Genomic DNA, 23,371 nt, shown 5'->3' on the forward strand with positions numbered 1-23,371 from the left:
GGCGATTCTCGCGCACCCCACCGACGGTGCGGGTCCGCGCAGCTCCTGCCGGTCAGCCGAGGGGCGTGTCCTTGTCCCGCAGGGCGTCCAGGGCGGGGGCGTACATGCGGGTCTTGATGGTGCCGAGGTTGGGACCGGCCTTGGCCGCCTGGGACTGGGCGAGTTCCATGGCGGTCCGGCGCACGGCGTCCTCGTCCACGGCGCGGTCGACGATGGCAGCCGCGAGGGCGTCGTGGCCTCCGTAGCGGCGGCTGGTGGTCATGGCCTCGTGCGCGGTCTGCGGGCTCAGCCGGGCCTGGATCAACGCGGACATGCCCGGCGTGAACGGCATGTTGAGGTCTGCTTCGGGCAGGCACCAGAAGCCGCGGTCCGCGCGCATCACGCGGAAGTCGTGGGCCAGCGAGAACATCGCGCCAGCCGCGAAGGTGTGCCCCTGCAGGGCGGCCACGGTGACCACCGGCAGGGACAGCATCCGCGCCAGGAGTTCGTGCACGCTGACGATGTAGTCCTGGTGCTGGTCGGCGTTGGCGAACAGCCAGTCCAAGTCGAGGCCGTTGGAGAAGAACTTGCCGGTCGCGGCGGTGACCAGGGCTCGCTGCCCGTCGGCGTTCTCGACCTCGTCCAGCGCGGCGTTGACGGCGCCGATCCAGTCTGGGTGGAACCGGTTCTCGGTGTCCCCGATGTCGAGGACGAAGACGTCGTCCCGGCGGTCGATCGTGGGCACAGCGGCTCCCTTCGAACTGGGCACGGCCGGGGCAGACGAGCGATTTCGCGCCACCTCAACCAAAACTACCAGACAGTAACTTATGCCTGCGGCCCAGCGCGTGCAACTCCTCGTCGTGAGTGGTAACGGTCGTTGGAGCGCGCTTTATCACTCACGACCAGACACAGCGAGCGCGCCTACTCGTAGACCTCGCAGCCCGTTTCCATGCTGCGGATCCAGTCCCAGTTCAGCGTCACGCCGAGACCGGGACCCGCTGGTACCGGCACGCATCCGTCGGCGTCGACCGAGACCAGATCGTCCGCGTAGCCGTCGGCGTAGGCGTGGTAGTGCCGACTCTTCGGGTCCAGTTTCGGGCCGACCAGCGCGAGTTCGTAGTAGTTGGTGTTGCGGATGGCGGCCATGCACTGCCGGTGGGCGGGCCCGGCCGCGTGGATCTCGCAATCCAGCCCGAAGCCCTCGGCAGCGTGGGCGATCTTCATGACACCCGTGATGCCGCCGTCGTAGTCCGGGTCCGCGCGGACGAAGTCCGTGCCCTCGGCCAAGATCTGGTCGACGTGCGCCTCAAGGCCGCGCACGTGCTCGCCGAGCAGCAGCGGGGTGGAGATCAGCTGCCGGAGCTTGCGGTGCGCGAACGACGAGATGCCGCCGTCCCGGTAGGGATCCTCGTACCAGAAGTAGTTCGCCTGGTCGCAGGCTTTCCCGACCCGGAGCGCGTCGGCGAACGTCTCGTACTCGCAGGCCGGGTCGATCATCAGATCCATCTCGTCGCCGACCGCTGCGCGGGTCGCGAGGACGGTGTCCACCTCGCGCTTGATCGGCCCGCCACCCCAGCCGTGGATCTTGAAACCGCGGTAACCCAGTTCCTGGCACTGCACGGCGAAATCCGCGAACGCACGCGGACTGTCCAACCCGCCGTTGTCGTCGCCGAAGTACGTGGAGGCGTAGGCGGGCAGCCGCGTCCGGTAGCTGCCCAGCAGCACGTGGACCGGCGCTCCGAGGCTCTTGCCCGCGAGGTCCCACAGCGCGATGTCGATGGGCCCCATGCCGAACCGGTCCTGCTTGCGCAGCGCCCGTTTGAGGTCGTTCCAGATCCGTTCGCGGTCGAAGGCGTTCTTCCCGATGAGGTAACGCGCCACCATCGCGATCTGGGTGGTGGAGACTCCCCTGCCGCCCTGCGACCAGGAGTACTCACCGGTGACACCGCCGTCGGTCTCGATCGTCACCACGTAGCCGGTGTTGCGGGACTTCGCGCCCTTCTCGTACACCGGGTTGAGTCCCGTCCGGTCCTTGCCCAGATCGGGCATCGTCCACTGCAGCTCGCGTGCCACCACGCGACGGATGCGCAGGTCGTCGGTCATGACTGCACTTCTCCCCTCACCAGCTCAGCGCCACGTACTCGGGCTCGGTGTACTCCAGCAGTCCGCGCTTCGGTCATGAATTCCTCGCATCGGTCTCGGACGGGGATGTCGTGGCCAACAGCCCGGCGAGGTCGCCGTCGAAGGCCGCCCGGACGATGCGCCCCAGCTCGGCGGGATCCAGTGGACGCGGGTTGTTGTCGACCAGCCGGGCGGCCGTCATGCCCTGCTCGGCGGCCCAGTCGACGCGGTCTTCGCGCAAGCCCAACTCCGCCAGATCGCGCGGAATGCCGACGGTGCCGAGCAGTTCGGCGACCCGGTGGACGGCCGCGTGCGCCCGGTCCAGCTCGGACGCGCCATCGGCGCAGTGCAGCGCGGACGCGATGGTCGCGAATTCCGCTGTCCGTGCTGGCATGTTGTAAGCCATCACGTACGGCAGCAGCGCACCCACGCCCGCGCCGTGCGGGGTGTGCGTCGCCGCCCCGATGGGATACTGCAACGCGTGTGCTGCGGCGGTGCCCGCCGTCCCGAGCGCGAAACCGCCGTACAGCGCGCCGAGTTGCAGATCGTGGCGTGCGGCCCGGTCGTCGCCGCCCTGGCAGGCGGCCACGATGCTGCGGTCGATCAGCTCGATCCCGGCCAGCGCGTAGCTGTCGGTCAGCAGGGACTTGCCGACGAACACCCGCTCGGTGGTCAGGCCCGGATCGGGTTCGCGGCGGATCGCGGTGAACGCCTCGACACAGTGCGACAGGGCGTCCGCCGCGGCGTGCGCGGTCAGCGGCCGCGGGCAGGTGTAGGTCAGCGCCGGGTCCACCAGCGCGGTGTGCGGGATGAGGTGCGGGCTGGAGATGCCGACCTTCATCTCCCGGTCGGGGTCGGCGATCACGGCCACCGGGGTGACCTCGGAACCGGTGCCCGCCGTCGTCGGGACCGCGACCACCGGCAGCGCCGGTCCGGGGACCTTGAACTCGCCGTAGTAGTCGCGGGGTGCGCCGCCGTGCACGAGCAGGGCGGAGACGACCTTGGCGTGGTCGATGCAGCTGCCGCCGCCGATGCCGACCACCACGTCGATGTTCTGCCCGGAAACCTCCGCGACGCAGCCGACGATGGTGTCAGCGGGCAGTTCCGCCGCTACCCCCGCGAAGACCTGGGCGGCAACCCCGGCGGCCCGCAGGTTCGCCAGCATTTCCCGGAATTGCGGCTGTTCGGCCATCCGGGCATCGGTGCAGACCAGGGCCCTGGTGCCGAGGGTGGCGACGATGTCGCCGAGCCCGCTCCGCTGGCCGGGACCGAAGACGATCTGCCGTGGTGCGCGGATCAACCCGAATGCGTCCGGGGTCGTTGTTGGCAAGGTCATCGGTGCTCGCTCTTCGCTTTGACCGGAGGAATCCCCGGCGGTTTCCCGAGTGCTGACAAGTCCCGCCACACCTCGTCGGTGACCTCGACACCGCGGTCGAGGGTCAGCTCGCGCCGCAGTCGGGCGCGGTCGCCGGGCACGAGCACCGAGGTGGTGCCCGTCGTCGGCTCGGTGTCGCGGATCGACTGGAGGTACTCGCCCATCGCCTCGACGACGGCCTGCTGCGGCCGGTCGAAGACGATGAACACGTCGCCCTTCGAACTGGGCTGGTCGGAGTCGAGGGTGCCCCGGACCTCGGTTCCGGCCGCGGACGCCGTCAGCGTTGCCACCAGCACTTCGAGGGAAAGCCCGAGGGCGTAGCCCTTCGCCCCGCCGAACGGCGCGATCGCGCCGTTGACGGCCGCTCGCGCGTCGGTGGTCGGCTCGCCGTCCGCGTCCAGCGCCCAGCCGGGTCGCAGCGCCAGGCCGCGCTGCGCGTGGTCGTGGATCTTCCCCATCGACACCAGGCCGGTCGCCATGTCGAAGACCAGCGGCTGCGGCGCGGCTGGTACGCCGATCGCGATCGGATTGGTGCCGATCAGCGGACGCCGACCGCCCCACGGGTGCACCAGCGCCTCGCTGGTGCAGGTGGCGATGCCGACCTGGCCGTCACGTGCGACCTGCTCCACGTACCAACTGAGCATGCCCAGGTGGTTGTTGTGCCGGATGACCGCGGCGGCCACGCCGGTGGTCCGCGCCCGTTCCCGGATGGCGTCCAGGGCGGACATGGCCACCACCGGACCGAGTCCCTGCTGACCGTCGACGTCGAGCAGCGCGGTACCGGTCCACGCGTGCTGGCCGGTCGCGCACGGATCGGAGACCCCAGCACGGATCCGCTCGATGATCCGGCGCAGCCGCAGCACGCCGTGCGACGGGTGCCCGCCCAGTTCGGCGGCGATCAGCAGATCGGTCTGCAGCCGCGCGGCCTGCTCTGGTACGTCGTGCGTGAGCAGGACGTCGAGCACGATGCCTCGCAATTGGGCAACCTCGACGAGAACCATGGCCTTGTGCTCCGAATCGTGAACCAGACGCGCGGCGCACGCGACGTCTCGCGGGTAACCACCGGGTCGTGAGTGCAAAACCGTGTTGGAGCCCGGTTGGGCACTCACGACCGTCGATCAGCACCGGTCCGGCGCCGAGCGGTATTCAGTGCTCGTCCTTGTTCTTGTTTTTGAAGCGGCGAAGCCGCTTGGCCCACCCTCGCAACCGGCACCGCCGCGGGTTCTCAGGCTGTGCCCACTGGCGTTCTCTGGGAGGACCTACCTCGACGTGGTGTATTGGGCATACATGATGTCGGGGATCCCGGACCGAGACGGCGTCTGAGGTTCCGCCACCCGCACCGCCACGCAAAACGAGTTCGTGGACAGGTTTTAGATCTTGTTGACGGAGTCGTGCCACGGGATCAGGAACCGCTTCAGCGATGTGACCACTGCGAACAGCAGTGAGCCCATGATCGCCAGGAGCACGATCACCGCGAACAATCCGGGTGCGTCCAGCGCGTTCAGGCTGGAGACGACCAGGTAGCCCAATCCCTGGCTGCCGCCGAGGTATTCGCCGACGATCGCGCCGATGACCGAGAAGACGATCGCGACCTCCGCGCCCGCGAAGACGTACGGCAGCATGCTCGGCAGTTCCAGGCTCTTGAACGTCGCCCACCGGCTGGCGCCCAGGCTGCGCATCACGTCGCGGTGGCCCGGATCGACCGACCGGACGCCCAGCAGCACGTTCAGCATGATCGGGAAGAACGCCAGGATCGCGGCGATGATGATCTTGGAGCTGACGCCGAAGCCGAACCAGATGACCATCAGCGGCACGAAGGCCACCTTCGGCACCACCTGGAAGGCGACCATCGTCGGCTGCAGGGCGCGTTCCAGCCAGATCAGCCGCCCCAGCACGGCACCGACCGCGACACCCGTGATCAGGGCGATCAGGAAGCCGATCACCACCTCGACCAGGGTTACCTGCGCGTGGAACCAGGCCGAGCTCGCGGAGGTGGTGCTCAGCATGCCGATCAGCGAGTCCAGCACGGCGCTCGGCGACGGCAGGATGAAGCTGGACACCTGGAAGACGGACACGGCCAGCTGCCACGCCCCGAGCAGGACGACCAGGATGATCAGGGAACTCACCCAAGGCAGTGCCTTGGACTGCCCCTCGCGCTGGTTGCTCATGATTGCTCTGATTCCTCGTCCAGTTCGTAGCGGAGCTGCCGCACGATGTTCTGAAATTCGCTGCTGCTCTCGGTTTCCAGCGACCTGGGCCGCTCGAAGTCGACCGGGGTCACCGAGCGGATCCGACCCGGCCGCGGGGTCAGCAGCACCACCCGGTCGGCGAGGAAGACGGCCTCCGGGATGGAGTGCGTGACGAAGACGACCGTCGCACCGGCCGCCGCGTGGATGGACTGCAACTCCAGGTTCATCTTGTCCCGCGTCAACGCGTCGAGGGCGCCGAAGGGTTCGTCCATCAGCAGCACGCTGGGCTGGTAGCTGAGCGCGCGGGCGATGGCCGCGCGCTGCCGCATGCCGCCGGAGAGTTCCTGCGGGTAGGCGCCTTCGAAGCCGCCCAGTCCGACGAGTTGGCAGAGGTCGTCGGCGCGGGCCCGCCGGGCCGCCTTGGACTCGCCCCGCAACTTCAGCGGAAGCGCGATGTTCTCCCGAACCGTGTACCAGGGGAACAGGTTGGCGTCCTGGAACACCACGCCGAACTTCGCCAGCGCCTCGTCGTTGCGCCGGGAACCCGCCCAGACGCTGCGGCCGTCCGCCTCGACCGTGCCCGAACTGGGCGCCTGCAGCCCGGCGAGGATCCGCAGCAGCGTCGTCTTCCCGCACCCGGACCGCCCGACCAGCGAGATGAACTCACCTCGCTTGATGTGCAGGTTCACATCGCTGAGCGCGTGCACCTCGCCCTGCCGCGCCTGGTACGTCTTGTTGACGCCGGTCAACCGGAGTCCATCGGCCCCACCCGCGCCGGGGTCCTGCCCCGGCGCGGACGGCTCGCTGCCGGACCGGCCGCCAGCCACCATGCTGTTGCTCACCATGCTCGTTGCTCCCTCACCGTCTGCCGACGGCATCGCGGACTTCGGTTCAACAGGTCCGGCGCTCATGGGCTCGCCGTGGCGAACTCGTTGGTGTACCAGCGACTTGGGTCCTGACCGCCCGCGATTAGACCGGCCCGCGCCATGTCGTCGTAAGTGCGCTGCCAGGCTGTCGGATCGGTCTGCAGCAACGCGTCCGGGCCGTTGGCGGTCCAAGCCGCCGCGTAGGTGTCCAGCGACTGCCGCAGCACGGTTTCGTCGTCGAGGCCGGGGACGTCGTACTGCGAGGCGATGCACTTCTTCGTCTCGGCGTAGCCGGTGGCCTTGTCGGCCATGATGAACCGCATCGACGCTTGGATCGCGCGCTCGTACCGGCGGATCTGGTCCGCCTTGGCCGGGTCGCGGGCCTGATCGACCGAGGTGATGTAGTTGTTCGACCCGGCCGTGATGACGCTTGCCGGGTTGAAGACGACCGCGTCCGGCTGCTGCGCCTGAAGCGTCAGCGCGGTCGCCAGGGAAACCACGTAACCGTCCAGCTTTCCGGCCTGGACCAGGTTGAACACCGCAGGGGTCAGACCCACCACCTGGCGGTTGAGCGCCTCGGGCTTGAGACCCGCGGTGGCCAGCACCAGATCCAGCGTCACCTTGGTCGAGCCACCGGTGGAGCCGACGCCCATCGTCTTGCCAGCCAACGAGGCCGCCGTGGTCAGCGGGCGGTTGCGGTGCGAAACGATGCGCAGGGTCGAACCGGCCTTCTGCACCGCGCCGACGTTGACGATCGGCGCGCCGGTGGCGATGGACTGCATGGTGTCGGTGTCGCCGGGCCGCACCAGCAGGGCCGAACCGGCGAGCACCGCCTGGATTCCCGCCGGGGCACCGTTGATGTACTGGAACTTGACGTTCAGCCCTTCCTTCTCGAACTCGCCGCAGGTCTGCGCGACGAGTTCGGGCGCGAACGTCAGGTCGGCCGTCGGCACGTTGGTCAGGAACGTCACGTCCTGCAGGCCCGCGGTCCCGCTGTCGGACGGTCCGCCGCACGCCGTCAACAACAGCATCGCCGTCGCACCGAGTGCGACGCAGAGCCGACGCGCGCGGCTGAAGCGACGAGCAGCGCTTCCGTTGAGCTGCTTCAGCGCGGTCATTGATCCGTCTCCTTCTGCAAGCCCGGGACGATCGGGGCGGGTTTTCGAAACCGGCGTCCTCGAAAGGGTCCCGAACTGTTTTCGATACAGAGACCTTGTCAGCTGCTCCGCGCGATGCCAGTCTTCGTCCCGACATGCGGAACCAAGTTTCTTCTCTCAGCAGAGCGCTCACCCTGCTCGACGCCTTCGACAAGGGCGATGGCGAGCTCACCCTCACGGAACTGGCCGACAAGGCGGGCATGCCGAAGTCCACGGCGCACCGCCTCATCGCTGACCTGGTCAAATGGCGTGCGCTGGAACGAACTTCGAACGGTCTGCGCCTCGGCATGCGGCTGTTCGAACTCGGCCACCTGGTGCCCTCGCCGCGCCAGTTGCGGGACATCGCGTTGCCGTACCTGGAGGACCTCTACGCCACCACCCGCAAGACGGTGAATCTCGCAGTGCGGGACGGCATGGACATCGTCTACGTCGAGAAGCTCGTGGCGCCCAACGTCCCCGTGCCGCATTCCCGCACGGGTGGGCGGCTGCCGATCCACTGCACCGCGCTGGGCAAGGCGATCCTGGCGTTCTCACCGGCCACGCTGCTCGACGAGGTCATCACGACGGGCCTTCGCCGCCTGACGCCCAAGACCACGATGGACCCGAAGGCGCTGCGCGCCGAGATGGTCACCGTTCGGGAACGCCGAATCGCCTACGACGTGGAGGAATCCCGAGTCGGGCTGCACTGCGTCGGGGCGCCCCTGTTCGACCGGCACGGCGACGTGATCGCGGCTGTGTCGGTGACCGGTCTGCAACGCCGTTCCGCCGCACGCAATCTCGCACCTGCGGTGCTGACGGCATCGCTGGCGCTCTCGCGGCAACTGGGCTCGCCGAACATCACCCGCCCGTAGAGACTATTTCCAGCAGTGGTTTGCGTGGCGGGGCGGGTAGCGGAACCCCGCGGCGGTGCCAGCTGAGTCCCACACGGCAAGCGGCTACCGCCGCTTACAAAACAGACCCCGGTGGGGGGGGGGGGGGGGGGGGGGGGGGGGGGGGGGGGGGGGGGGGCGGCCGCCCGGCGGGCGGGGGCGGGGGGGGGGGGGGGGGGGGGGGGGGGGGGGGGGGGGGGGGGGGGGGGCGGGGCGCCCCCCCCCCCCCCCCCCCCCCCCCCCCCCCCCCCCCCCCAACCCCCCCCCCCGGCGGGGGGGCCCCCCCCCGGGGGGGGGGGGCCCCCCCCCCCCCCCGACCCGAGTCAGGTCCGCGGGAACGGGGAGCCGCGTTCGCCTGGGTAATCGGCCAGGGCGGCTTCGTCGACGACCACGCCCAGGCCCGGATCCTGCGGAACGCTCGCGCGGCCGTCGGCGATCACCGTTTCGCTGGAGAACACGCCGTCCCGGAACGGGTTCACCACCGAACCGTCCGCTTCGAACAGACCATCCCCGCCCGCTGCCGACAGCACGTGCAAGGTAGCCGCGTGGTTGAGGCAGCTGTGCGAGATGTGCGGCGCGAAGCGCAGCCCAGCCGCACGGGCCAGTGCCGCGATGCGCAACGCCTCGGTGATGCCACCCACCCGGCTCACGTCCGGCTGCACGACGTCCAGCGCGCCCCGGCGGATCCAGTCGGCGAACTCATGCGCGCCGCCGAGGTTCTCCCCGGCCGCCACCGGCACCCGCCCGCGCGAGCGCAGGGCCACGAATGACTCCGGGGAGCCTGTCGGGTAGGGCTCTTCCAGCCAGCCGACACCGAGATCACCTAGTTCCGGCGCCAACCTCCCGACGTCGTAGCGGTGGCCCAGGTTCGCGTCGACCATGATGTCCAGTTCTCCGCCGAAGGTCTCGCGGATGTGCCGCACCCTGGCCAGATCGCGTTCCGGCGCGTCCCCGATGCGGAGCTTGACCGCGCGGAAGCCCATCCCGTCGACCATCCGCCGCACTTCCCGCGCCAGCTCGTCGGGCGGCTGGAAGCCGAGCGTGAACCCGCCGCCGTACACCTCGAAGTCCGTCGCCGAACCACCCAGCAGCCGGTGCACCGGTTCGCCCTTGACCTTTCCCCAGGCGTCCCACATCGCGATGTCGATCCCGCTGAGGGCGAGCAGGAGACCGCCCGACATCCCGGCGGCGAGCACGAACCGCCGGAACGTCTCCGCGTTGACCGCGACGGTCTCGTGCGGTTCCCGACCGACCACCACCTCCTGCATCGTGGTGTTGACGATCTCGGCGACCGCGCTGCCCGCGTGACCGTGGAACGATTCGCCGTAGCCCACACTGCCGTCCTCGCAGGTCACGCGGACGAGCACGACATCACGCCGGAGCGCGCTGCCGAGGCTGAGCGGTTCGGGTCGGGCGGCGAAGCGGTAGCTCACGACGCGCGCGTCGAGGCTGGTGATGCGGGGCATTGCTCACTCCTGCTCGTTCTCGCATTGGTCGTGAGTGCGCAACCGGGCTCCAACCCGGTCAGGCACTCACGACCGGGCGGTCGGCGAATGCGCGCGGATGGCTTCCTCGTCGGGCTGGCAGCCCCAGCCGGGGCCGTCCGGGAGGATCAGCTGACCATCCACAATGGTGGGTGCCGCGGTGAAGACCTCGTCGCGCCACGGCACACCGTCCACGTCGTACTCCATGATCGCGAGATTCGGCGCCACCGCAGCCAGATGCGCGCTCATGAACGTGAGCAGGTGACCTGCGTAGTTGTGCGGCGCGATGTTCAGATCGTAGGAGTCGGCCAGGTCGGCGATGCGGACGGCCTCCGGAAAACCGTTCCACGCCACGTCGATCACCGGCACGTCCACCGCTCGCTCCTCGAAGAACTGGCGATAGCCCCGAATTCCGTACAGCGCCTCGCACGACGCGATGCGAACTCCTGCCTCCCTCGCGGACCGCAACGCGAGCGGTTCGAAGGTGTCGACCTCAAGCCAGGACAGGCCCAGCGGCCCGAGTTCCCGCGCGATGCGGCCGATTCCCTCCCCCTTCACGTTGAAGTTGACGTCGAGCAGCACCTCCACACCGGGGCCCGCGCCGTCCCGGAACGCCGCGATCACCTCGGCGACTCCGGTCAGCAGCGCGGGCGAGGGTTCCAGTGCCGGGAATCCCTCGTCGCCCCACGCCGGGAGCCGCAGCACGATACGCTGCCCGTCGAAGACCATCAGATTCGCCTTCAACGCCCGGAAACCGCGTTCCCGAACCTCCGCGCCCAGCGCCCTGATGTCGTCGAGGTCGCGCAGCGGTGGCGTGCCGAGCGCCTCGGTCATCCGGATGCGGCTGAGGCCGCAGTGCGACCAGTACAGCGGTATCCGCTCGCGCACCGGGCCACCGAACAGCTCGCAGACCGGGACGTCGAGCGCACGGGCCTTGGCGTCGAGAGCGGCGTTGACGATCGCTCCGATCGCGCGCTGCATCAGCCCACCGGCCGCTTCCCGCGTCCTCGACAGCAGAACGGCCTCCAGGCTGCGTATGCGCCGCGGGTCAGCGCCGATGACCCGTTCGCCGAGCCGCTCGATGACAGCGCTGAGCGCGATGCTGCCCAGCTGGTTGTCGGTGTACTCGGCCCATCCGGTCACGCCCCGGTCCGTGGACAGCTTCAAGAACGACCAAACACGGGTTCCCGCAGCGCAGTGCAGGCTCTCCAGAGCCGTTATCCGCACGTCTTCAACTCCTCCTGTCTTGGTCGTGGGTGGGGAAAACGGGGGGGAACCCCCGTTGGCCACAACCCCCCCCGGGCCCGCGGGGCGGCCCCCCCCCCCCCCGGGGGGCGCCCCCCCCGCCCCAACCAGCCCCCCCCCCCCCCCCCCCCCCCCCGCCCCCGCGCCCCCGCCCCCCCCCCCCCCCCCCCCCCCCCCCCCCCCCCCCCCCCCCCCCCCACCCCGGTGCCAGGCGGGCGTCCAGCCACGCGCGCGGGTTCGCGCCTCCGGCGACCATGCCTGCCGCGACCATCTCGTCGTAGGTCTGGACCCACCTCGCGTCGTCTACCTGGACCGCCTTTTCCACGCCCCCGGAGGTCCACGTCCCGAGGTACGCGTCCAGGGACGCCCTGGTGACTTCCGGGTCGGCGAAGACCGGGACCCGGTACTTGCCGCTGATCAGCCGGATCGTGTTCGCGTAGCCGTTGCGCTGGTCGTCGGCGATGAACTGGATCGAGGACTTGATCGCCCGCAGGTACCGCTGGATCTGGTCCCGCTTCGCCGGGTCCGCGCTCTGCTCGGTCGAGGTGATGTACGCCTGCGAACCGGCCGCGATGTACTGCGACGGGTCGAGTACGACCGCGTCGGGCTGGCTCGCCTGCAACTGCAGCGCGGTGTCCATCGAGACCATGTACCCGTCGAGGCGCCCGGCCTGCACGAGGTTGAAGACGCCGGAGCTCATCCCGACGACCTGTTGCTGGACATCGGTGATCCGCATGCCCGCGGAGTTGAGCACCAGGGTCAGGATTCCCTCGGTGGTGCCACCCAGTGCGGCTTCGCCGATGACCTTGCCGCGCAGATCGGCGGGCGTGGCGATCGGTTTCCGCTTGCTGGAAACGATGCGGATGGTCGTGCCGCCCTTCTGGCCCATGCCGACGTTGACCACCCGCGCGTCCTTCGACGAGATGCTGTTGATGATGTCGGTGTCCCCGGCGCGGGTGAGCACCCCCTGCCCGGACATGATCGCCGCGGTCGCGGCGGGCGTGCCGTTGATGTACTGGAAGTTGACCCGCAGCCCTTCGGCCGCGAAGTACCCGTTGGTATCGGCGACGAGTTCCGGCGCGTAGGTCAGGCTCTCGATCGGCAGCGTGTTCAGGTAGGTCATCGCGCCGTTGTCGGATCCCGACTGCCCACCGGTGCCGCACGCGCTCAGCGTGAGGGCGGCGCTGAGCGCCAGCGCCAAGACGATCCGCACGCGGTGGGTGTACCGCCAGCTCCCACCGGGACGGGTCAGCTCACTCGTCATTGAGTCTCCTCGGAAGTCCCCAGTCGGCCGTTCGATCCCGCCGCCACTGGCGGAACAAGGCAGGCAGATCTGTGCTGCGAAGGACGTTCGCAGCAGGCCCTGTTGACCACAAGAAGCGGTTCCGGCATGCGGCACACGCGAATTCGCGCGAAATCGCCCGCACACCGACACCAAGTCAGCCGGGCGGACTACCAAGCACCCCGCACGAACGCGCTCCTACCGGGCGGCTGCGGAGTCGAATGCTGATACGCCCGCGTGCGCTACCGCCTGGTCGTTGTCGACGGTGCTGCCGCTGGCGCCTACCGCACCCACCACCTGGCCGTTGCCGTTCGTCAGCGGGATTCCGCCGGGGAAGGTGATCAGGCCGTCGTTGGAGACCTCGATCTGGTACAGCGGCTGGCCGGGCTGGGCCATCGGGCCGAGGTCCCCGCTCGGCATGTCGAAAAGCCGCGCGGTGCGCGCCTTCTTGATCGCGATGTCGATGCTGCCCAGCCAGGCCCCGTCCATCCGCACGAACGATTTCAGGTGCCCGCCCACATCGACCACGGCGATGTTCATCAGCAGGTCCAACTCGCGCGCCTTGCGCACGCTCGCCTGCATGATCGTCTCCGCCTGTGCCATCGTCACGTCCGCGGTCATCGCGAAGTCCCCCTCTGGTCGTCCCTGCTCCTCCGACCATCGCCAGTGTCTTCCGGCTTACCGAACCGCGAAAGTCGAGCTACCCTCCACCTGCGGTGGGATACACGCGCCGGGGAGGTGTCGGGTGGCCCAGGCGAGGCCGACGGGCATACCGGTTGCGGCGAGCGCAACTGGCATGGGGGACCTTGCGGCAACAGTCAGCCGTCCCGCGCCTCACCCGCTGATCGACGCGTTGCGCGCCAACATCCGCCAAGCCCCTGCGCTCATCGCCATCGACATGTCCTCGACGCTCGATGGCTCCGATCGCCAGCCGGGTCGGCCGGTTGGACCGGCAGAACAAGGCGTCGCTGGGTCGACTGGTCACCCACGGCGGGCTCGCGTACGCCGAGGAAGGGCCCGATGGCCGTCTCCGCGCCCAGATCCGGATCCTGCCCGACGAGCTGATCTGGGATCCGGCGGTCCTCATCATGCCCCACGGAATACTCGGCGGTTCCCACGGAGACGCGCTATTCGTCTTCGCCCTGCCGAAGGATCAGCTCCGAAGTGGACGGAGGGGAGGTGTCGGTCATGGAATCTGTTGCCGCTCACGCTGAACTCGTTGAATGGGAGACGCCTGAGTTCGAGGAAATCGGCTGCGCGGCCGAGGTGACGATGTACGTAGCGCGGTTGGAGGACTAGGAATTCGACGCACGGGCGCTGGACTTGGGGTCTGGCGCCCGTGCGGTCCTCGACCGCGGGCGTCGGACTGCGCGGTGTGGAGCCAGAATGTGGGTGCGGGTGCTCGGATCAGCGGCCGGGGGCGGCTTTCCGCAGTGGAACTGCGCCTGCCCGGCCTGCCGAGCGGCCCGTGACGGCACCCGGCCCCTGCTACCCGCGCACTCAGTCGGCGATCGCGGTGAGCGCCGACTACCGACGATGGTTCCTGCTCAACGCCTCCCCTGACATCCGCACCCAGATCGAGTCCTTCCCCGCGCTGCGACCAGCCGACGGGAGGGCGACGCCGCTGCAGGCGGTGCTGCTCACCGACGCCGAACTCGACCACACGCTCGGTCTGTTGCTGCTGCGCGAGGCGCGGTCCCTCGAACTGCACGAAACGCCTGCGGTGCGGGAGACCTTGTGCGACGGGACAGCGGTACTTCGAACACTTGAAGCCTACTGCCCGGTCGAGTGGCGACCGGTCGTTCCCGGTGCAGACGTGCCGTTGGGGGCCGGGCTGTCCTACCGGGCCTTCGACGTTCCCACCAACAAGCCGACCCGCTTCCCGACGGGCACGGAGCAGGGGCGGGTCGTGGGCTACCGGCTGACCGACGAGACCAACGGCCGGGCCGCGGTGTACCTGCCGGGCGTGCAGGAGCTCACGACGGCCGTGCGCGCAGTTGTCGGATTGCGCAACATCATGTACTTCCAATTCGCAGTTTCACTGCGCTGTCGTGGCTGTCCTCGCGAGGCGACTGCTGAGAACCCGCGGCGGTGCGAGCTGAGTCCCACACCGCAAGCGGCTACGCCGCTCACAAAACAGACCTAGAACGTGGTCACGACGCATCAACCGGCGCCACGCCGAACACTCCGAAACTCACGCCCCAATAAACGACGTACAAACCCAACAACACGAAACCGTGCCACCGCCGCAACCGGCCGGTGGCAAGGAAAAGCGCCGCGAGCCCGGTCAGCACGATGAGCGCGGACAGGTGCCACCTCAGCACCTCCGGACCGACCGCGATGGTGCCGCCCGCGAGGACGATGATGCCGAGCTTCCCGGTGACCGAGAAGATGAGGCTGCCGATGATGTTCCCGATCCCGATCGCTGGCACGCCCTTTCGGACGGGCTCCACGGTGAGGAAGAGGTCTTCCATGGTCAACGCGAGGGTGACAATCGTCGCCCCGAACACGGTGGCCTCGATTCCGTAGTCCTCCAGGATGCCTTCGGTTCCGGTGCTCGTGGCCGCGGCGCCGATGATCAGACCGAGGAGCGCGAGAACGGCCAATCCCAAACTCGCCCAGCCGGGGAGCTTGCGCGCTTCGGCGAACGGCAGTTCGTCTGCCGAGGACTTGCCTGCCAGTTCTCCACCTGGGTTCCCGGAAACCAGCTCTTCGTACAACTCCGCGTTCCGGAAGGTCGGAACCTTCCTGCGGGACTCGCGGACGACGATGTAGGCGAGGAAGAGCGCGAACAGCACGAGCAGCATCGCGCCGTCGCTGGCGGTGAGCGGGGCGGTCAGCGTGAACACGACCATCACCAGCGGCGCGACGGCGAAAATGGCGAGGTAGTCGTGCGGGACGTGCACCCGCACGGGAGTGAGGATCGCGGCGAGTGCGAGCACGAGGCCGGTGAACGAGATCGCGGTCCCGAACACGAGGCCGAGCGCAACCTTCTGGAGGTCCTCCAGGTTCAGCGCGATGCCGAGCACGATGTCGTCGAACTCGATGCCCGTGAAGACGATGGCCAGCAGGAACACCGAGATCTTCAGACCGCTCGCCGTCCCGACGAGGTAGCCGACCAACTTCTCGGCGCTGTAGATCAACAACGCCGCCCCGGAGATGAAGATGAATATGGACGCCAACCCCGGTCCCCCCTCGCTCCAGTCGTGGGGGGGGGGCCCCGCGCCCCCCCCCCGCGGGGGCGCCCCCCCCCCCCCCCCCCCCCCCCCCCCCGCCCCCCCCCACCTCCGCCACCGCGAGCAGCGTCGCTCAGCGCGGCGCCGTTCGCAGGGCGGTGCGAGTTACGCGGCGCCTCCCGCAGCCGGAACGCGCTCCACCGCGCGGTCGGCGGGCGGGTTGGTCTCCGGACCCTTCCGCACCGCGGCGAACATCAACACGCCACCGAGCAGGACGAGCACGATCGGCCCGAATTCGTACGGCATGATCGCGCTCAGGGCCAGCAGCCAGAAGGTGTAGAGGCCGGGCAGGATCAACCCGAACATGTAGCCGATCCCGTAGCCGCTCGCACGGACGCTGGCCGGGAAGCGCTCGTTGAGGTACACCAGGATCACGCCGAGCGGGGCGGAGGGGACCGCCTTGGCGATCACCCCGAGCACGACGATGAGCCAGGCCGGTGCGCCGAGTGGGACGAGCATCCCCAACAGCAGGAACGAACCGCACACCGCGACCGTGATCACCAGGGCCCAGCCCATGAGCAGTTTGCGGCGGCCGATCCGCTGCCCCCACGAAGCCAGCGCCAGGATCATCGCGATGGTGACGATCGAGGAGACCATCTCGACGGTCGTGGTCAGCTGTGGGCTCACGCCCAGCACCTGCACCAGCAGGGTCGGCAGGAACGACACGGACATCTGCGCGGTGAACCAGTAGCCGCAGGTGAACAGGAACACGCTGAGGATCAGGGTGCGGTGGGTGGTGAACAGCTCGACGACGGGTTGCTTGCGGCCAGCCGCGCGCCGCTCGACGTAAACCGACTCGTCTTCGACCACCTTGCGGTAGTGCATCAGGTACACGACACCGAGCCCGAAGCCCACCAAGAACGGAATCCGCCAACCCCAGTTGAGGAAACCGTCGTGCGGGAACGCTTCGAGCAGGATGAACAGCAGCAGGTTCACCATCAGCACCGACGCGGGTGCGCCCATGCCGATCAGCCCGCCGACGCGGCCGCGCCGCGACTCCTTGGCCTGTTCGAGCGCCAGCGGGATCGGCGCGGCGTACCCGCCAGCGAGGAAGATGCCGCCGATGAGCCGGAGCACGGCGAACAGGGTGATCGCGCCGTAGCCCCACAACATGTATCCGGGCAGCAAACCCATGATCAGGGTCACGACGGTGAAGCCCCAGCCGCTGATCATCGTGACGCGCTTGCGGCCGATCCGGTCGGAGAGGTTGCCGAAGATGACGCTGCCGATCGGCCGGGCGAGCAGCCCGATGGTGAACAGCAGCGTGGTGAACGTGGCCCGGATTTCCACCGGCAGCCCCGGAGGCAGGAAGTACCCCATCGCGGCGGGCAGTACGAATGCGGGCAGGTACACGTCGAAGCTGTCGACGAACATCGAAACGGCGCCACCGCGCGCCGACCGGCGTTCATCGGCCTCGGTGAGAGTCGATCCGGGTTTGTCCTCGGACAGCGCCATTGCTGGCCTCCTGTGAGTTGCGCGGGGGCGCGGGTGGGTTTTCCCAGCTGTTGCGGTCTTTCAAAAGGCTCAGTACGGCGCCGTCGTCGGGACGGACCGGGTGAAGTTGTTGCGGAGCATGGATCCTCCTTCCACGGCGCGCCCGTCAGCTGTCCAGGTTGGCCGTCAACCGGCCGCCGAGCTCGGCGTGGTCGATCTCGTGCACCGACCCGGCACCGGCGAGGTCGAGGGCGTGCGCGGCACCCGCGCCCATCGCCCCGCACGGACCCATCACGCGGATGCTCGACAGCGCCGCGGCATCGGCGTCCACGCACCGCCCGGCGACGACCAGGTTGTGCACGTCGGGCGGGGTCATCGAGCGCAGCGGAACGTAGTGCACGTGATCGGGGCCGAAGGTCTCCCAGACATAGCCTTCGGGCCGGTCGTGCAGTTCGATCGGCCAGGCCGTGCGGGCCACGGCGTCGGGAAAGCGCGTGCCGGACCGGACCTCGTCGAGGGTCAACTGGTGGGCGCCCTGAACCCAGCGGGTCTGGCGGCGGCCGGGAAAACCGTAAGCCCGCACCCGCGCCTTGCCGAAGACCTCGGGGTACTCGGTGCGCAGGAACGCCACCACCCGGTCGGCTTGTGCCTTGCCCGCCAACTGCGCCTGGGCGGCCTCGATCGGTTCCAACGGCGCTTCGATGTGCGTCATGTTCAGCACCGCGGTTCCGCGGCCGGGGAAGAAGAACGCCAACCCGTCACGGCGCAGCAACCCGTACTCATCGGCCTTGACGCGCAACCGCTCGGACAGTTCGGCGGGCTCCGGATTCTGGCCCTCGTCGAGGTTCTCGACGATGAGCTGCTGCGACCCGTAGATCTCCCGCTCCGGCAACCGGCACGGCAGGCCCGCCTCCCACGCCAGCGACGCGTCCCCGCTGGCATCGACGAAACCGGTCGCGGTGATCTCGACGTTGCCGTACCGGGTGGCCAGGCGCACCGCGCGGATCCGGTCGTCGCGGGTCACGCCGGTGAGCACGGCACCGGTGATCACCTGAATTCCCAAGGACAGCACGGTGTTCTCGACCCATCGGCCGAGCGCGACCTCGTCGTAGTTGACCGTGATGGTGTGCCGGTGGTTGTAGTGCAGATCGTCGGTGCGCCCGAGATCTCGGAACATGTCGTCGAAGATCCCGTGGGTGAGCTGGCGGTACTCCGGGGCGTTGCCGAACACCCCGCAGAACAACCCGATCAGCGAGTTCACCATCTGCCCGCCGAGCACCGGAAGCGCGTCGACCAGCACGACGCGTCGGCCCAGGCGCGCGGCTTCCACCGCTGCGGAAAGCCCGGCGATTCCAGCGCCGACGACGCAGACGTCGGCGGAGACGTCGTGCGTGATCGACCCTGCTGGCTTGGTGACGGTCCGGACCTGCAGATCCGTGAGCTGGTGCGGCATAAATCACACCCTAGGGAGACGTCTGGCCGGGCGGAAATAAACAAATCGTCGGCGAACCATCAACCGCAGCTATAAAGCCAGTTCACCGGCTGCGGGACAGCCTCGGAAGCGGCTCGCGGAACGACCGGTCTGCGTCGTACCGGGCCGGTCACCGGAACCGGTTGCCGAGCACCACCGGGCAGCCCGTGAGCGGCACAGCGACCAGCCACAGTGGACGTTCGACGGGATGCGATCGCAACAACTCGACGACGTTTCCGCGCCGGAGAAGTTCCCGTCCCGAAGTGCTGATCCGGCCGTTCGAAGCCAGCTGGGCGAAGCTACTCGTTCGTGAAGTAACGATGGCTGCGGAGTCCGCTCACCGAGCGCGCGTCGATCGCAAGCATCCGTGCGGCGCGGTACCCAGCATCTGGGGAGGGGCCGGAGCGCCGCTCAGGGCGGTGCGCTGCCCGTTCACGTGCGGCATGCGCCCGGTCACCGCCAGTGCTGAGCTGATCGGCCGACGACTAATGTGGACTCTTATGAGCAAAGATCCGAGTCCGGGGGTCATGGCTGAGATCTGGCGCCTGCTGGACTTAGCTGGCGACCACGATGACCTCGCTATCGCACGGTTTCGCCAGCTCGTCGACGTGCACGGGCACCGCGAGGTTCGCACTGCCCTGATCGCTGTTGCCCCGGACGAGGCGAGAAGGGCCTCGGCGAGGTCTTGACGGCATCCTGAGCCCGACTTCCCCACGTTCGACGTCGCTACCGCTGCCCGTCCCCAACGGCGAGCTAGGCCCAGCCCCACCAGCAGCAATGGCGGCACGCCAGCGCCGATTGCGGCTCCCGCGACGGAGCGTTGTGGCCTTATCAGGTTTCCCCCGAGACTTTCACCGGTGCACTCGCCACCGGTTTCACGCCCGTCGCCGGGCGGGTACCCGCGATGCGTCGGGCCCGGTTGACTCGTGCACCGGACACCGAATCCCATTGGCCGGGGAGCGAATCATGACCAGTTCGCCGCCTCCGCCGAGCAGGGAACTCCTGGTCGCGCGCAACGGGGAGTGAGGGCTTCCAGCGGGGAGCAAGCTATGCCGGAACCAACCCGCCTCGTGGTGGTGGGCGTCGACGGCTCGGAGCGGTCAGCGCTGGCCGCTTCGTGGGCGGCCGACGATGCTCATCGCCGCCTTCTGCGGCTGCACCTCGTGCTCGTCAACGACGATCCGGCCCGGTCCGAATGGGCGACGACCACCGTGCACGAACTCGCCACCCGTTGCCGGGCAGCGGCGCGGATATCGGTGACGGAGGAAGTCGCCTCCGGCCACCCTGTCGAGGTGCTCGTCCGCCGCTCCACCGACGCGGGCGCGATCGTCGTCGGTTCTCGTGGCCTAGGTGGTTTCGCGGGCGCTCTGCTGGGCTCGGTCAGCACGGCCGTGGCGATGCGCAGTTCGTGTCCGGTCGTGGTGGTGCGCGAAAGCTCGGGCGTGGGCGGCCCGGTAGTCGTCGGTCTGGACACCTCACCGCTGAGCCACGTGGTGCTGGAGTTCGCGCTCGACGCCGCCGCCGTTCGCGGTCTCGATCTCGTGGTGATGCAACTCTGGCCACACCCGGAGCACGACGACGTCTTCGCCACTCCAATACCGTTGCCCAGTCCGGCGGAACTCCAGCAGGTCATGCAGCGCCGCCTCGCCGAGCAGGTCGCCGGGTACGGCGAGAAGTACCCGGACGTCAACATCAAGAAGGTCGCGCAATACGGCCATCCCGTCGCGGCCCTGGCCGACGCGTCCCGCAGCGCCGAGCTAATCGTGGTCGGTCATCGAGGCCGCGCGGGGTACAGCGGCGCGCTTCTCGGCTCCGTCGCCGCAGGGGTGCTGCACCACGCCCACTGCCCGGTGGCCGTCGTGCGCACGGACCACGGCGAGGAGCGCTGAGTGTCGATGGCCTCTGTGCTGTTGTCGCGCGCCGGGCGACGCTGGGATGCAGCCGGGTGAGGAGGTGCGTGCGCGTGCCGTTCGAGAACCGGAAAGACGCTGGGCGTCGGCTGGCGCGCCAGTTGTCGCACCTGCGCGCGGCGAACGCCGTGGTCCTCGGGCTGCCGCGAGGTGGCGTACCGGTGGCCTTCGAAATCGCGCAGGCGCTGCACGCGCCGCTGGACGTGATCGTGGTGCGCAAGCTCGGGGTCCCGTTCCACCCCGAACTCGGCATGGGCGCCATCGGCGAAGGAAACGTGCGCATCATCAACGACGAGGTGCTGTGGAAGACCGGGGTCAGCGCGAAGGAATTGGCCGAGGTGGAACAACGCGAGCGGGTCGAACTCGACCGGCGCGCCCAACTGTTCCGCGTGGACCGTCCAAGGCTGGACGTGGCTGGGCGGACGGTGATCGTGGTCGATGACGGCATCGCCACCGGCTCCACCGCCCACGTGGCCTGCCGCGTGGCGCGCGAGCAGGGCGCCGCGCACGTCGTGCTGGCCACGCCCGTCGCACCGCCGCACGCCCTGGAACGGCTGGAGGAAGTGACCGACGAACAGGTGTGCTTGGAGACGCCGGGCTGGTTCATGGCGATCGGCCAGTGGTACCGGGACTTCACCCAGACCTCGGACGCCGAAGTCGTCGAACTGCTCCGCCAAGCCAATCAAGCCACGACCGGATCGGCGGAGCCGACGACCAACCCACCGCGGCCCGACGACCACGTCCAACACCCGAGCAGCACCTGAGAGTTGAACTCCGCGATCAACTCGGCATTCCGGCGTGACAGCCCTTGGAGGCCGCGCGGATTGGGTGTGACGTGGTCGTCAGGCAAGCGGCGCCAGCCGCTTCCACCCACCCTCGCAACCGGCACCGCCGCGGGTTCACGGTGACCCACCCCTCTGGGGTTCTCCCCACGAGGACAGCCCCGACGTGGTGTATCGGACATACATGATGTCGGGGATCCCGGAGAAGAGAAAGCCTCTGAGGTTCCGCTGTTCGCACCGCTACGCAAGCCAATCCGCACACTCTCCTAGTCCTAGACGCGGAGCAGGATGACGATGCCCAGGGTCAGTACCGAGCAGGTCACGCCCAGCCACGACCAGTGCTGCATCGGGACGTCGTACAGGGTGTGCATGTTGGCGAATCTGTTGAGCCTGCGGCCGATCACTCGGATCAAGACTGCGCTGACCAGGAAACCGACCACCCAACCGGGGTCGGTCACCTGCGGTGTCCCGTCGAACAGCTCCTGGACGACAACACCGAAGACGAGACCGACCAGCATCAGCGGGATGACCAGCAGCCCCCACCCGCTCCACTTGATCACGAAGTACATACCCCGACATCCTCCCGGACCGGCCCCGCCCGAGGCAGGCCATGGCCAACACCGGCCAGCGACGCACCGATAGTGAACGTTGCGTTCTCAAAACTCACGACCTAGCCTGTAGAGAACGGAACGTCTTCTAGAGGGTGGTGGGTGCCGATTCGCGTGCTGTTCGTGTCCACTCCGGGCATCGGTCACGTCTTTCCGATGGTGCCGCTGGCCTGGGCATTGCGAGCGGCCGGGCACGAGGTGCGCTTCGCCACGGCCGGTGCCGCACTGGCCGTGGCCCGAGCCGGACTCCCGGTCGTCGACGTCGCACCGGATTTCGACTTCGCCGCCGCGCAAGCCCGAATCGCGCGGGAGAACCCGGAACTCGTCCAGCGGATGCGCGCCGGGCAGGTGCACGACCTGCGCGACCTGGCGGCGATGTTCGGGCACATCTCCAACTTGCTCGCCGACGGCGTCGCCGCCGCCGCGCTGCGTTGGCGGCCGGACGTCATCGTGCAGTCGCCGGTCCAGGGCGCCGGGCTTCTGGCCGCGGCCGTGCTCGAAATTCCCTTTGTGGAACATGGTTTCGGCTTCGCCCGCACCACGGGAATAGCCACACTGGCCAGTCAGCACATGCCCGAGGTCTTCGACCGGCACGGAGTGACCGAACTGCCCCGCCAGCACGCGATCGACGTCGCCCCGCCGAGCATGCTCGACGCGGAGCCCGACGGCTGGTCGATGCGCTACGTGCCCTTCAACGGTGGCGCGACATTGCCGGAGTGGCTGGAAATTCCGCCGCAGCGGCCCAGGTTCGCCGTCACGCTCGGCACGACGGCTCCCATCCGGGAAGGGCTCGACCCGCTGCGTCGCATCGTCGAAGCGGCCCGGCGGGCGGAAGCCGAGTTCGTGCTCGCCGTCGAGGAGTCCGATGCGCGACAACTCGGACCGCTGCCGTCGAACGTCCGGGCAGCCGGTTGGGTTCCGCTCAATGCGCTGCTGCCCACCTGCCAGGCCATCGTGCACCACGGCGGCGCTGGGACGACGCTCACCGCGCTGGCCCACGGCGTGCCGCAACTCGTGGTTCCCACCGGCTCGGACCGCTTCATCAACGCCGAAGCGGTGCGACTCCGCAACGTCGGCCTCGCCGCGTCACCCGAGGAAGTCACCGCCGATCTGCTGGCCAGCACTGCTCAGGACGACGCGATCAGCACTGCCGCCCAGGAGGTGCGGCACGAGATCGACACGATGCCCACGCCTGCCCAGATCGCCGCGCGACTGGTCGAATTGCGGCAGTTCGCCGAGGCACCATGACTCGCATGCCGCACCGCCAGGACGTCCGCGAAGCCATTGGAGTCTCAATGAGGAAGTCAAGCTGTTTGCGTGACTGGCTGAGTGGGGGTGAAGATCCGGTTGTCACGCAGCAGTG

At 68.9% G+C, this 23,371-nt stretch carries 22 protein-coding genes; 7 read left to right on the plus strand and 15 right to left on the minus strand.

Annotated features, from left to right (window positions below; all coding sequences use genetic code 11):
- Positions 1 to 52: 52 nt before the first annotated feature.
- The 7 genes from MOQ72_RS37825 to MOQ72_RS37855 all read right to left on the minus strand — a co-directional run bounded on the left by MOQ72_RS37825 (position 53) and on the right by MOQ72_RS37855 (position 7,648).
- On the minus strand, positions 53 to 724 hold the full coding sequence (locus MOQ72_RS37825) for an enoyl-CoA hydratase-related protein (protein ID WP_242190740.1): 672 nt from the start codon (positions 722 to 724) through the stop codon (positions 53 to 55).
- 176 nt (positions 725 to 900) lie between these two features.
- Positions 901 to 2,082: an enolase C-terminal domain-like protein gene (locus tag MOQ72_RS37830; protein WP_242190741.1), complete on the minus strand. Its 1,182-nt coding sequence runs from the start codon at positions 2,080 to 2,082 to the stop codon at positions 901 to 903.
- A 73-nt stretch (positions 2,083 to 2,155) separates the two neighbouring features.
- Entirely contained in the window at positions 2,156 to 3,436 is a 1,281-nt protein-coding gene (locus MOQ72_RS37835; protein WP_242190742.1) for an iron-containing alcohol dehydrogenase, read from the minus strand.
- On the minus strand, positions 3,433 to 4,476 hold the full coding sequence (locus MOQ72_RS37840; protein ID WP_242190743.1) for an Ldh family oxidoreductase: 1,044 nt from the start codon (positions 4,474 to 4,476) through the stop codon (positions 3,433 to 3,435). Before MOQ72_RS37840 ends, MOQ72_RS37835 begins: the two co-directional genes overlap by 4 nt.
- 369 nt (positions 4,477 to 4,845) lie before the next feature.
- Positions 4,846 to 5,643, minus strand: a complete 798-nt coding sequence (locus MOQ72_RS37845; RefSeq protein WP_242190744.1) for an ABC transporter permease — start codon at positions 5,641 to 5,643, stop codon at positions 4,846 to 4,848.
- Positions 5,640 to 6,509 (minus strand): ABC transporter ATP-binding protein, encoded by an 870-nt coding sequence (locus MOQ72_RS37850; RefSeq protein WP_242190745.1) that lies wholly within the window; start codon positions 6,507 to 6,509, stop codon positions 5,640 to 5,642. The genes MOQ72_RS37845 and MOQ72_RS37850 overlap by 4 nt, the downstream gene beginning before the upstream one ends.
- 62 nt (positions 6,510 to 6,571) lie before the next feature.
- Positions 6,572 to 7,648, minus strand: coding sequence for an ABC transporter substrate-binding protein (locus MOQ72_RS37855; RefSeq protein ID WP_242190746.1), 1,077 nt, complete (start codon positions 7,646 to 7,648; stop codon positions 6,572 to 6,574).
- 134 nt (positions 7,649 to 7,782) lie between these two features.
- On the opposite strand from MOQ72_RS37855, the gene MOQ72_RS37860 reads away from it, so the two are divergent.
- Positions 7,783 to 8,538, plus strand: coding sequence for an IclR family transcriptional regulator (locus MOQ72_RS37860; RefSeq protein ID WP_242190747.1), 756 nt, complete (start codon positions 7,783 to 7,785; stop codon positions 8,536 to 8,538).
- 341 nt (positions 8,539 to 8,879) lie between these two features.
- Here MOQ72_RS37860 and MOQ72_RS37865 read toward each other — a convergent pair whose 3' ends face one another.
- The 4 genes from MOQ72_RS37865 to MOQ72_RS37880 form a co-directional block, all read right to left on the minus strand.
- Positions 8,880 to 10,022 (minus strand): mandelate racemase/muconate lactonizing enzyme family protein, encoded by a 1,143-nt coding sequence (locus MOQ72_RS37865; protein ID WP_242190748.1) that lies wholly within the window; start codon positions 10,020 to 10,022, stop codon positions 8,880 to 8,882.
- Positions 10,023 to 10,088: 66 nt separating this feature from the next.
- On the minus strand, positions 10,089 to 11,267 hold the full coding sequence (locus MOQ72_RS37870) for a mandelate racemase/muconate lactonizing enzyme family protein (protein WP_242190759.1): 1,179 nt from the start codon (positions 11,265 to 11,267) through the stop codon (positions 10,089 to 10,091).
- A 4-nt stretch (positions 11,268 to 11,271) separates the two neighbouring features.
- Positions 11,272 to 12,549, minus strand: a complete 1,278-nt coding sequence (locus tag MOQ72_RS44895) for an ABC transporter substrate-binding protein (RefSeq protein WP_277955280.1) — start codon at positions 12,547 to 12,549, stop codon at positions 11,272 to 11,274.
- Positions 12,550 to 12,765: 216 nt separating this feature from the next.
- Positions 12,766 to 13,188, minus strand: coding sequence for a GlcG/HbpS family heme-binding protein (locus MOQ72_RS37880; protein WP_242190749.1), 423 nt, complete (start codon positions 13,186 to 13,188; stop codon positions 12,766 to 12,768).
- Between the two features lie 293 nt (positions 13,189 to 13,481).
- Here MOQ72_RS37880 and MOQ72_RS37885 point away from each other — a divergent pair, with 293 nt between their 5' ends.
- The 3 genes from MOQ72_RS37885 to MOQ72_RS37895 all read left to right on the plus strand — a co-directional run bounded on the left by MOQ72_RS37885 (position 13,482) and on the right by MOQ72_RS37895 (position 14,713).
- Complete coding sequence (locus MOQ72_RS37885; protein WP_242190760.1) at positions 13,482 to 13,781, plus strand: hypothetical protein; 300 nt, start codon at positions 13,482 to 13,484, stop codon at positions 13,779 to 13,781.
- The gene (gene pqqA / locus MOQ72_RS37890; protein ID WP_242190750.1) at positions 13,756 to 13,866 is read left to right on the plus strand and encodes a pyrroloquinoline quinone precursor peptide PqqA; all 111 of its coding nucleotides are present in this window, start codon (positions 13,756 to 13,758) and stop codon (positions 13,864 to 13,866) included. Before MOQ72_RS37885 ends, pqqA begins: the two co-directional genes overlap by 26 nt.
- A gap of 217 nt (positions 13,867 to 14,083) precedes the next feature.
- Entirely contained in the window at positions 14,084 to 14,713 is a 630-nt protein-coding gene (locus MOQ72_RS37895) for an MBL fold metallo-hydrolase (protein ID WP_242190751.1), read from the plus strand.
- A gap of 7 nt (positions 14,714 to 14,720) precedes the next feature.
- On the opposite strand, the gene MOQ72_RS37900 is transcribed toward MOQ72_RS37895, so the two are convergent.
- The 3 genes from MOQ72_RS37900 to MOQ72_RS37910 all read right to left on the minus strand — a co-directional run bounded on the left by MOQ72_RS37900 (position 14,721) and on the right by MOQ72_RS37910 (position 18,690).
- Positions 14,721 to 15,749, minus strand: coding sequence for a sodium:calcium antiporter (locus MOQ72_RS37900; RefSeq protein WP_242190752.1), 1,029 nt, complete (start codon positions 15,747 to 15,749; stop codon positions 14,721 to 14,723).
- Between the two features lie 159 nt (positions 15,750 to 15,908).
- The gene (locus tag MOQ72_RS37905; protein WP_242190753.1) at positions 15,909 to 17,258 is read right to left on the minus strand and encodes an MFS transporter; all 1,350 of its coding nucleotides are present in this window, start codon (positions 17,256 to 17,258) and stop codon (positions 15,909 to 15,911) included.
- 145 nt (positions 17,259 to 17,403) lie between these two features.
- Positions 17,404 to 18,690: an FAD-dependent oxidoreductase gene (locus MOQ72_RS37910; protein WP_242190754.1), complete on the minus strand. Its 1,287-nt coding sequence runs from the start codon at positions 18,688 to 18,690 to the stop codon at positions 17,404 to 17,406.
- A gap of 1,067 nt (positions 18,691 to 19,757) precedes the next feature.
- On the opposite strand from MOQ72_RS37910, the gene MOQ72_RS37915 reads away from it, so the two are divergent.
- Together MOQ72_RS37915 and MOQ72_RS37920 are read left to right on the plus strand one after the other, a co-directional pair.
- A complete protein-coding gene (locus tag MOQ72_RS37915; protein WP_242190755.1) occupies positions 19,758 to 20,597 on the plus strand; it encodes a universal stress protein in 840 nt (279 codons plus the stop codon).
- Between the two features lie 68 nt (positions 20,598 to 20,665).
- Entirely contained in the window at positions 20,666 to 21,382 is a 717-nt protein-coding gene (locus MOQ72_RS37920; RefSeq protein ID WP_242190756.1) for a phosphoribosyltransferase, read from the plus strand.
- A 290-nt stretch (positions 21,383 to 21,672) separates the two neighbouring features.
- Here MOQ72_RS37920 and MOQ72_RS37925 read toward each other — a convergent pair whose 3' ends face one another.
- Complete coding sequence (locus tag MOQ72_RS37925; RefSeq protein WP_242190757.1) at positions 21,673 to 21,969, minus strand: hypothetical protein; 297 nt, start codon at positions 21,967 to 21,969, stop codon at positions 21,673 to 21,675.
- 141 nt (positions 21,970 to 22,110) lie between these two features.
- Here MOQ72_RS37925 and MOQ72_RS45435 point away from each other — a divergent pair, with 141 nt between their 5' ends.
- Positions 22,111 to 23,256 (plus strand): nucleotide disphospho-sugar-binding domain-containing protein, encoded by a 1,146-nt coding sequence (locus MOQ72_RS45435; protein ID WP_242190758.1) that lies wholly within the window; start codon positions 22,111 to 22,113, stop codon positions 23,254 to 23,256.
- Positions 23,257 to 23,371 lie beyond the last annotated feature (115 nt).

The organism is Saccharopolyspora soli (assembly GCF_022678645.1).
Taxonomy (GTDB): domain Bacteria; phylum Actinomycetota; class Actinomycetes; order Mycobacteriales; family Pseudonocardiaceae; genus Saccharopolyspora; species Saccharopolyspora soli.

Bases quoted from the DNA above. Each gene is read 5' to 3' on its own strand.
- MOQ72_RS37925 (WP_242190757.1), bottom strand. From the start codon at position 21,969: ATGTACTTCGTGATCAAGTGGAGCGGGTGGGGGCTGCTGGTCATCCCG.
- MOQ72_RS37835 (WP_242190742.1), bottom strand. From the start codon at position 3,436: ATGACCTTGCCAACAACGACCCCGGACGCATTCGGGTTGATCCGCGCA.
- MOQ72_RS37865 (WP_242190748.1), bottom strand. From the start codon at position 10,022: ATGCCCCGCATCACCAGCCTCGACGCGCGCGTCGTGAGCTACCGCTTC.
- MOQ72_RS37830 (WP_242190741.1), bottom strand. From the start codon at position 2,082: ATGACCGACGACCTGCGCATCCGTCGCGTGGTGGCACGCGAGCTGCAG.
- MOQ72_RS37915 (WP_242190755.1), top strand. From the start codon at position 19,758: ATGCCGGAACCAACCCGCCTCGTGGTGGTGGGCGTCGACGGCTCGGAG.
- MOQ72_RS37845 (WP_242190744.1), bottom strand. From the start codon at position 5,643: ATGAGCAACCAGCGCGAGGGGCAGTCCAAGGCACTGCCTTGGGTGAGT.
- MOQ72_RS37860 (WP_242190747.1), top strand. From the start codon at position 7,783: ATGCGGAACCAAGTTTCTTCTCTCAGCAGAGCGCTCACCCTGCTCGAC.
- MOQ72_RS37880 (WP_242190749.1), bottom strand. From the start codon at position 13,188: ATGACCGCGGACGTGACGATGGCACAGGCGGAGACGATCATGCAGGCG.
- MOQ72_RS37855 (WP_242190746.1), bottom strand. From the start codon at position 7,648: ATGACCGCGCTGAAGCAGCTCAACGGAAGCGCTGCTCGTCGCTTCAGC.
- MOQ72_RS37910 (WP_242190754.1), bottom strand. From the start codon at position 18,690: ATGCCGCACCAGCTCACGGATCTGCAGGTCCGGACCGTCACCAAGCCA.
- pqqA (WP_242190750.1), top strand. From the start codon at position 13,756: ATGGAATCTGTTGCCGCTCACGCTGAACTCGTTGAATGGGAGACGCCT.
- MOQ72_RS44895 (WP_277955280.1), bottom strand. From the start codon at position 12,549: ATGACGAGTGAGCTGACCCGTCCCGGTGGGAGCTGGCGGTACACCCAC.
- MOQ72_RS37850 (WP_242190745.1), bottom strand. From the start codon at position 6,509: ATGGTGAGCAACAGCATGGTGGCTGGCGGCCGGTCCGGCAGCGAGCCG.
- MOQ72_RS37885 (WP_242190760.1), top strand. From the start codon at position 13,482: ATGGCTCCGATCGCCAGCCGGGTCGGCCGGTTGGACCGGCAGAACAAG.
- MOQ72_RS37905 (WP_242190753.1), bottom strand. From the start codon at position 17,258: ATGGCGCTGTCCGAGGACAAACCCGGATCGACTCTCACCGAGGCCGAT.
- MOQ72_RS37840 (WP_242190743.1), bottom strand. From the start codon at position 4,476: ATGGTTCTCGTCGAGGTTGCCCAATTGCGAGGCATCGTGCTCGACGTC.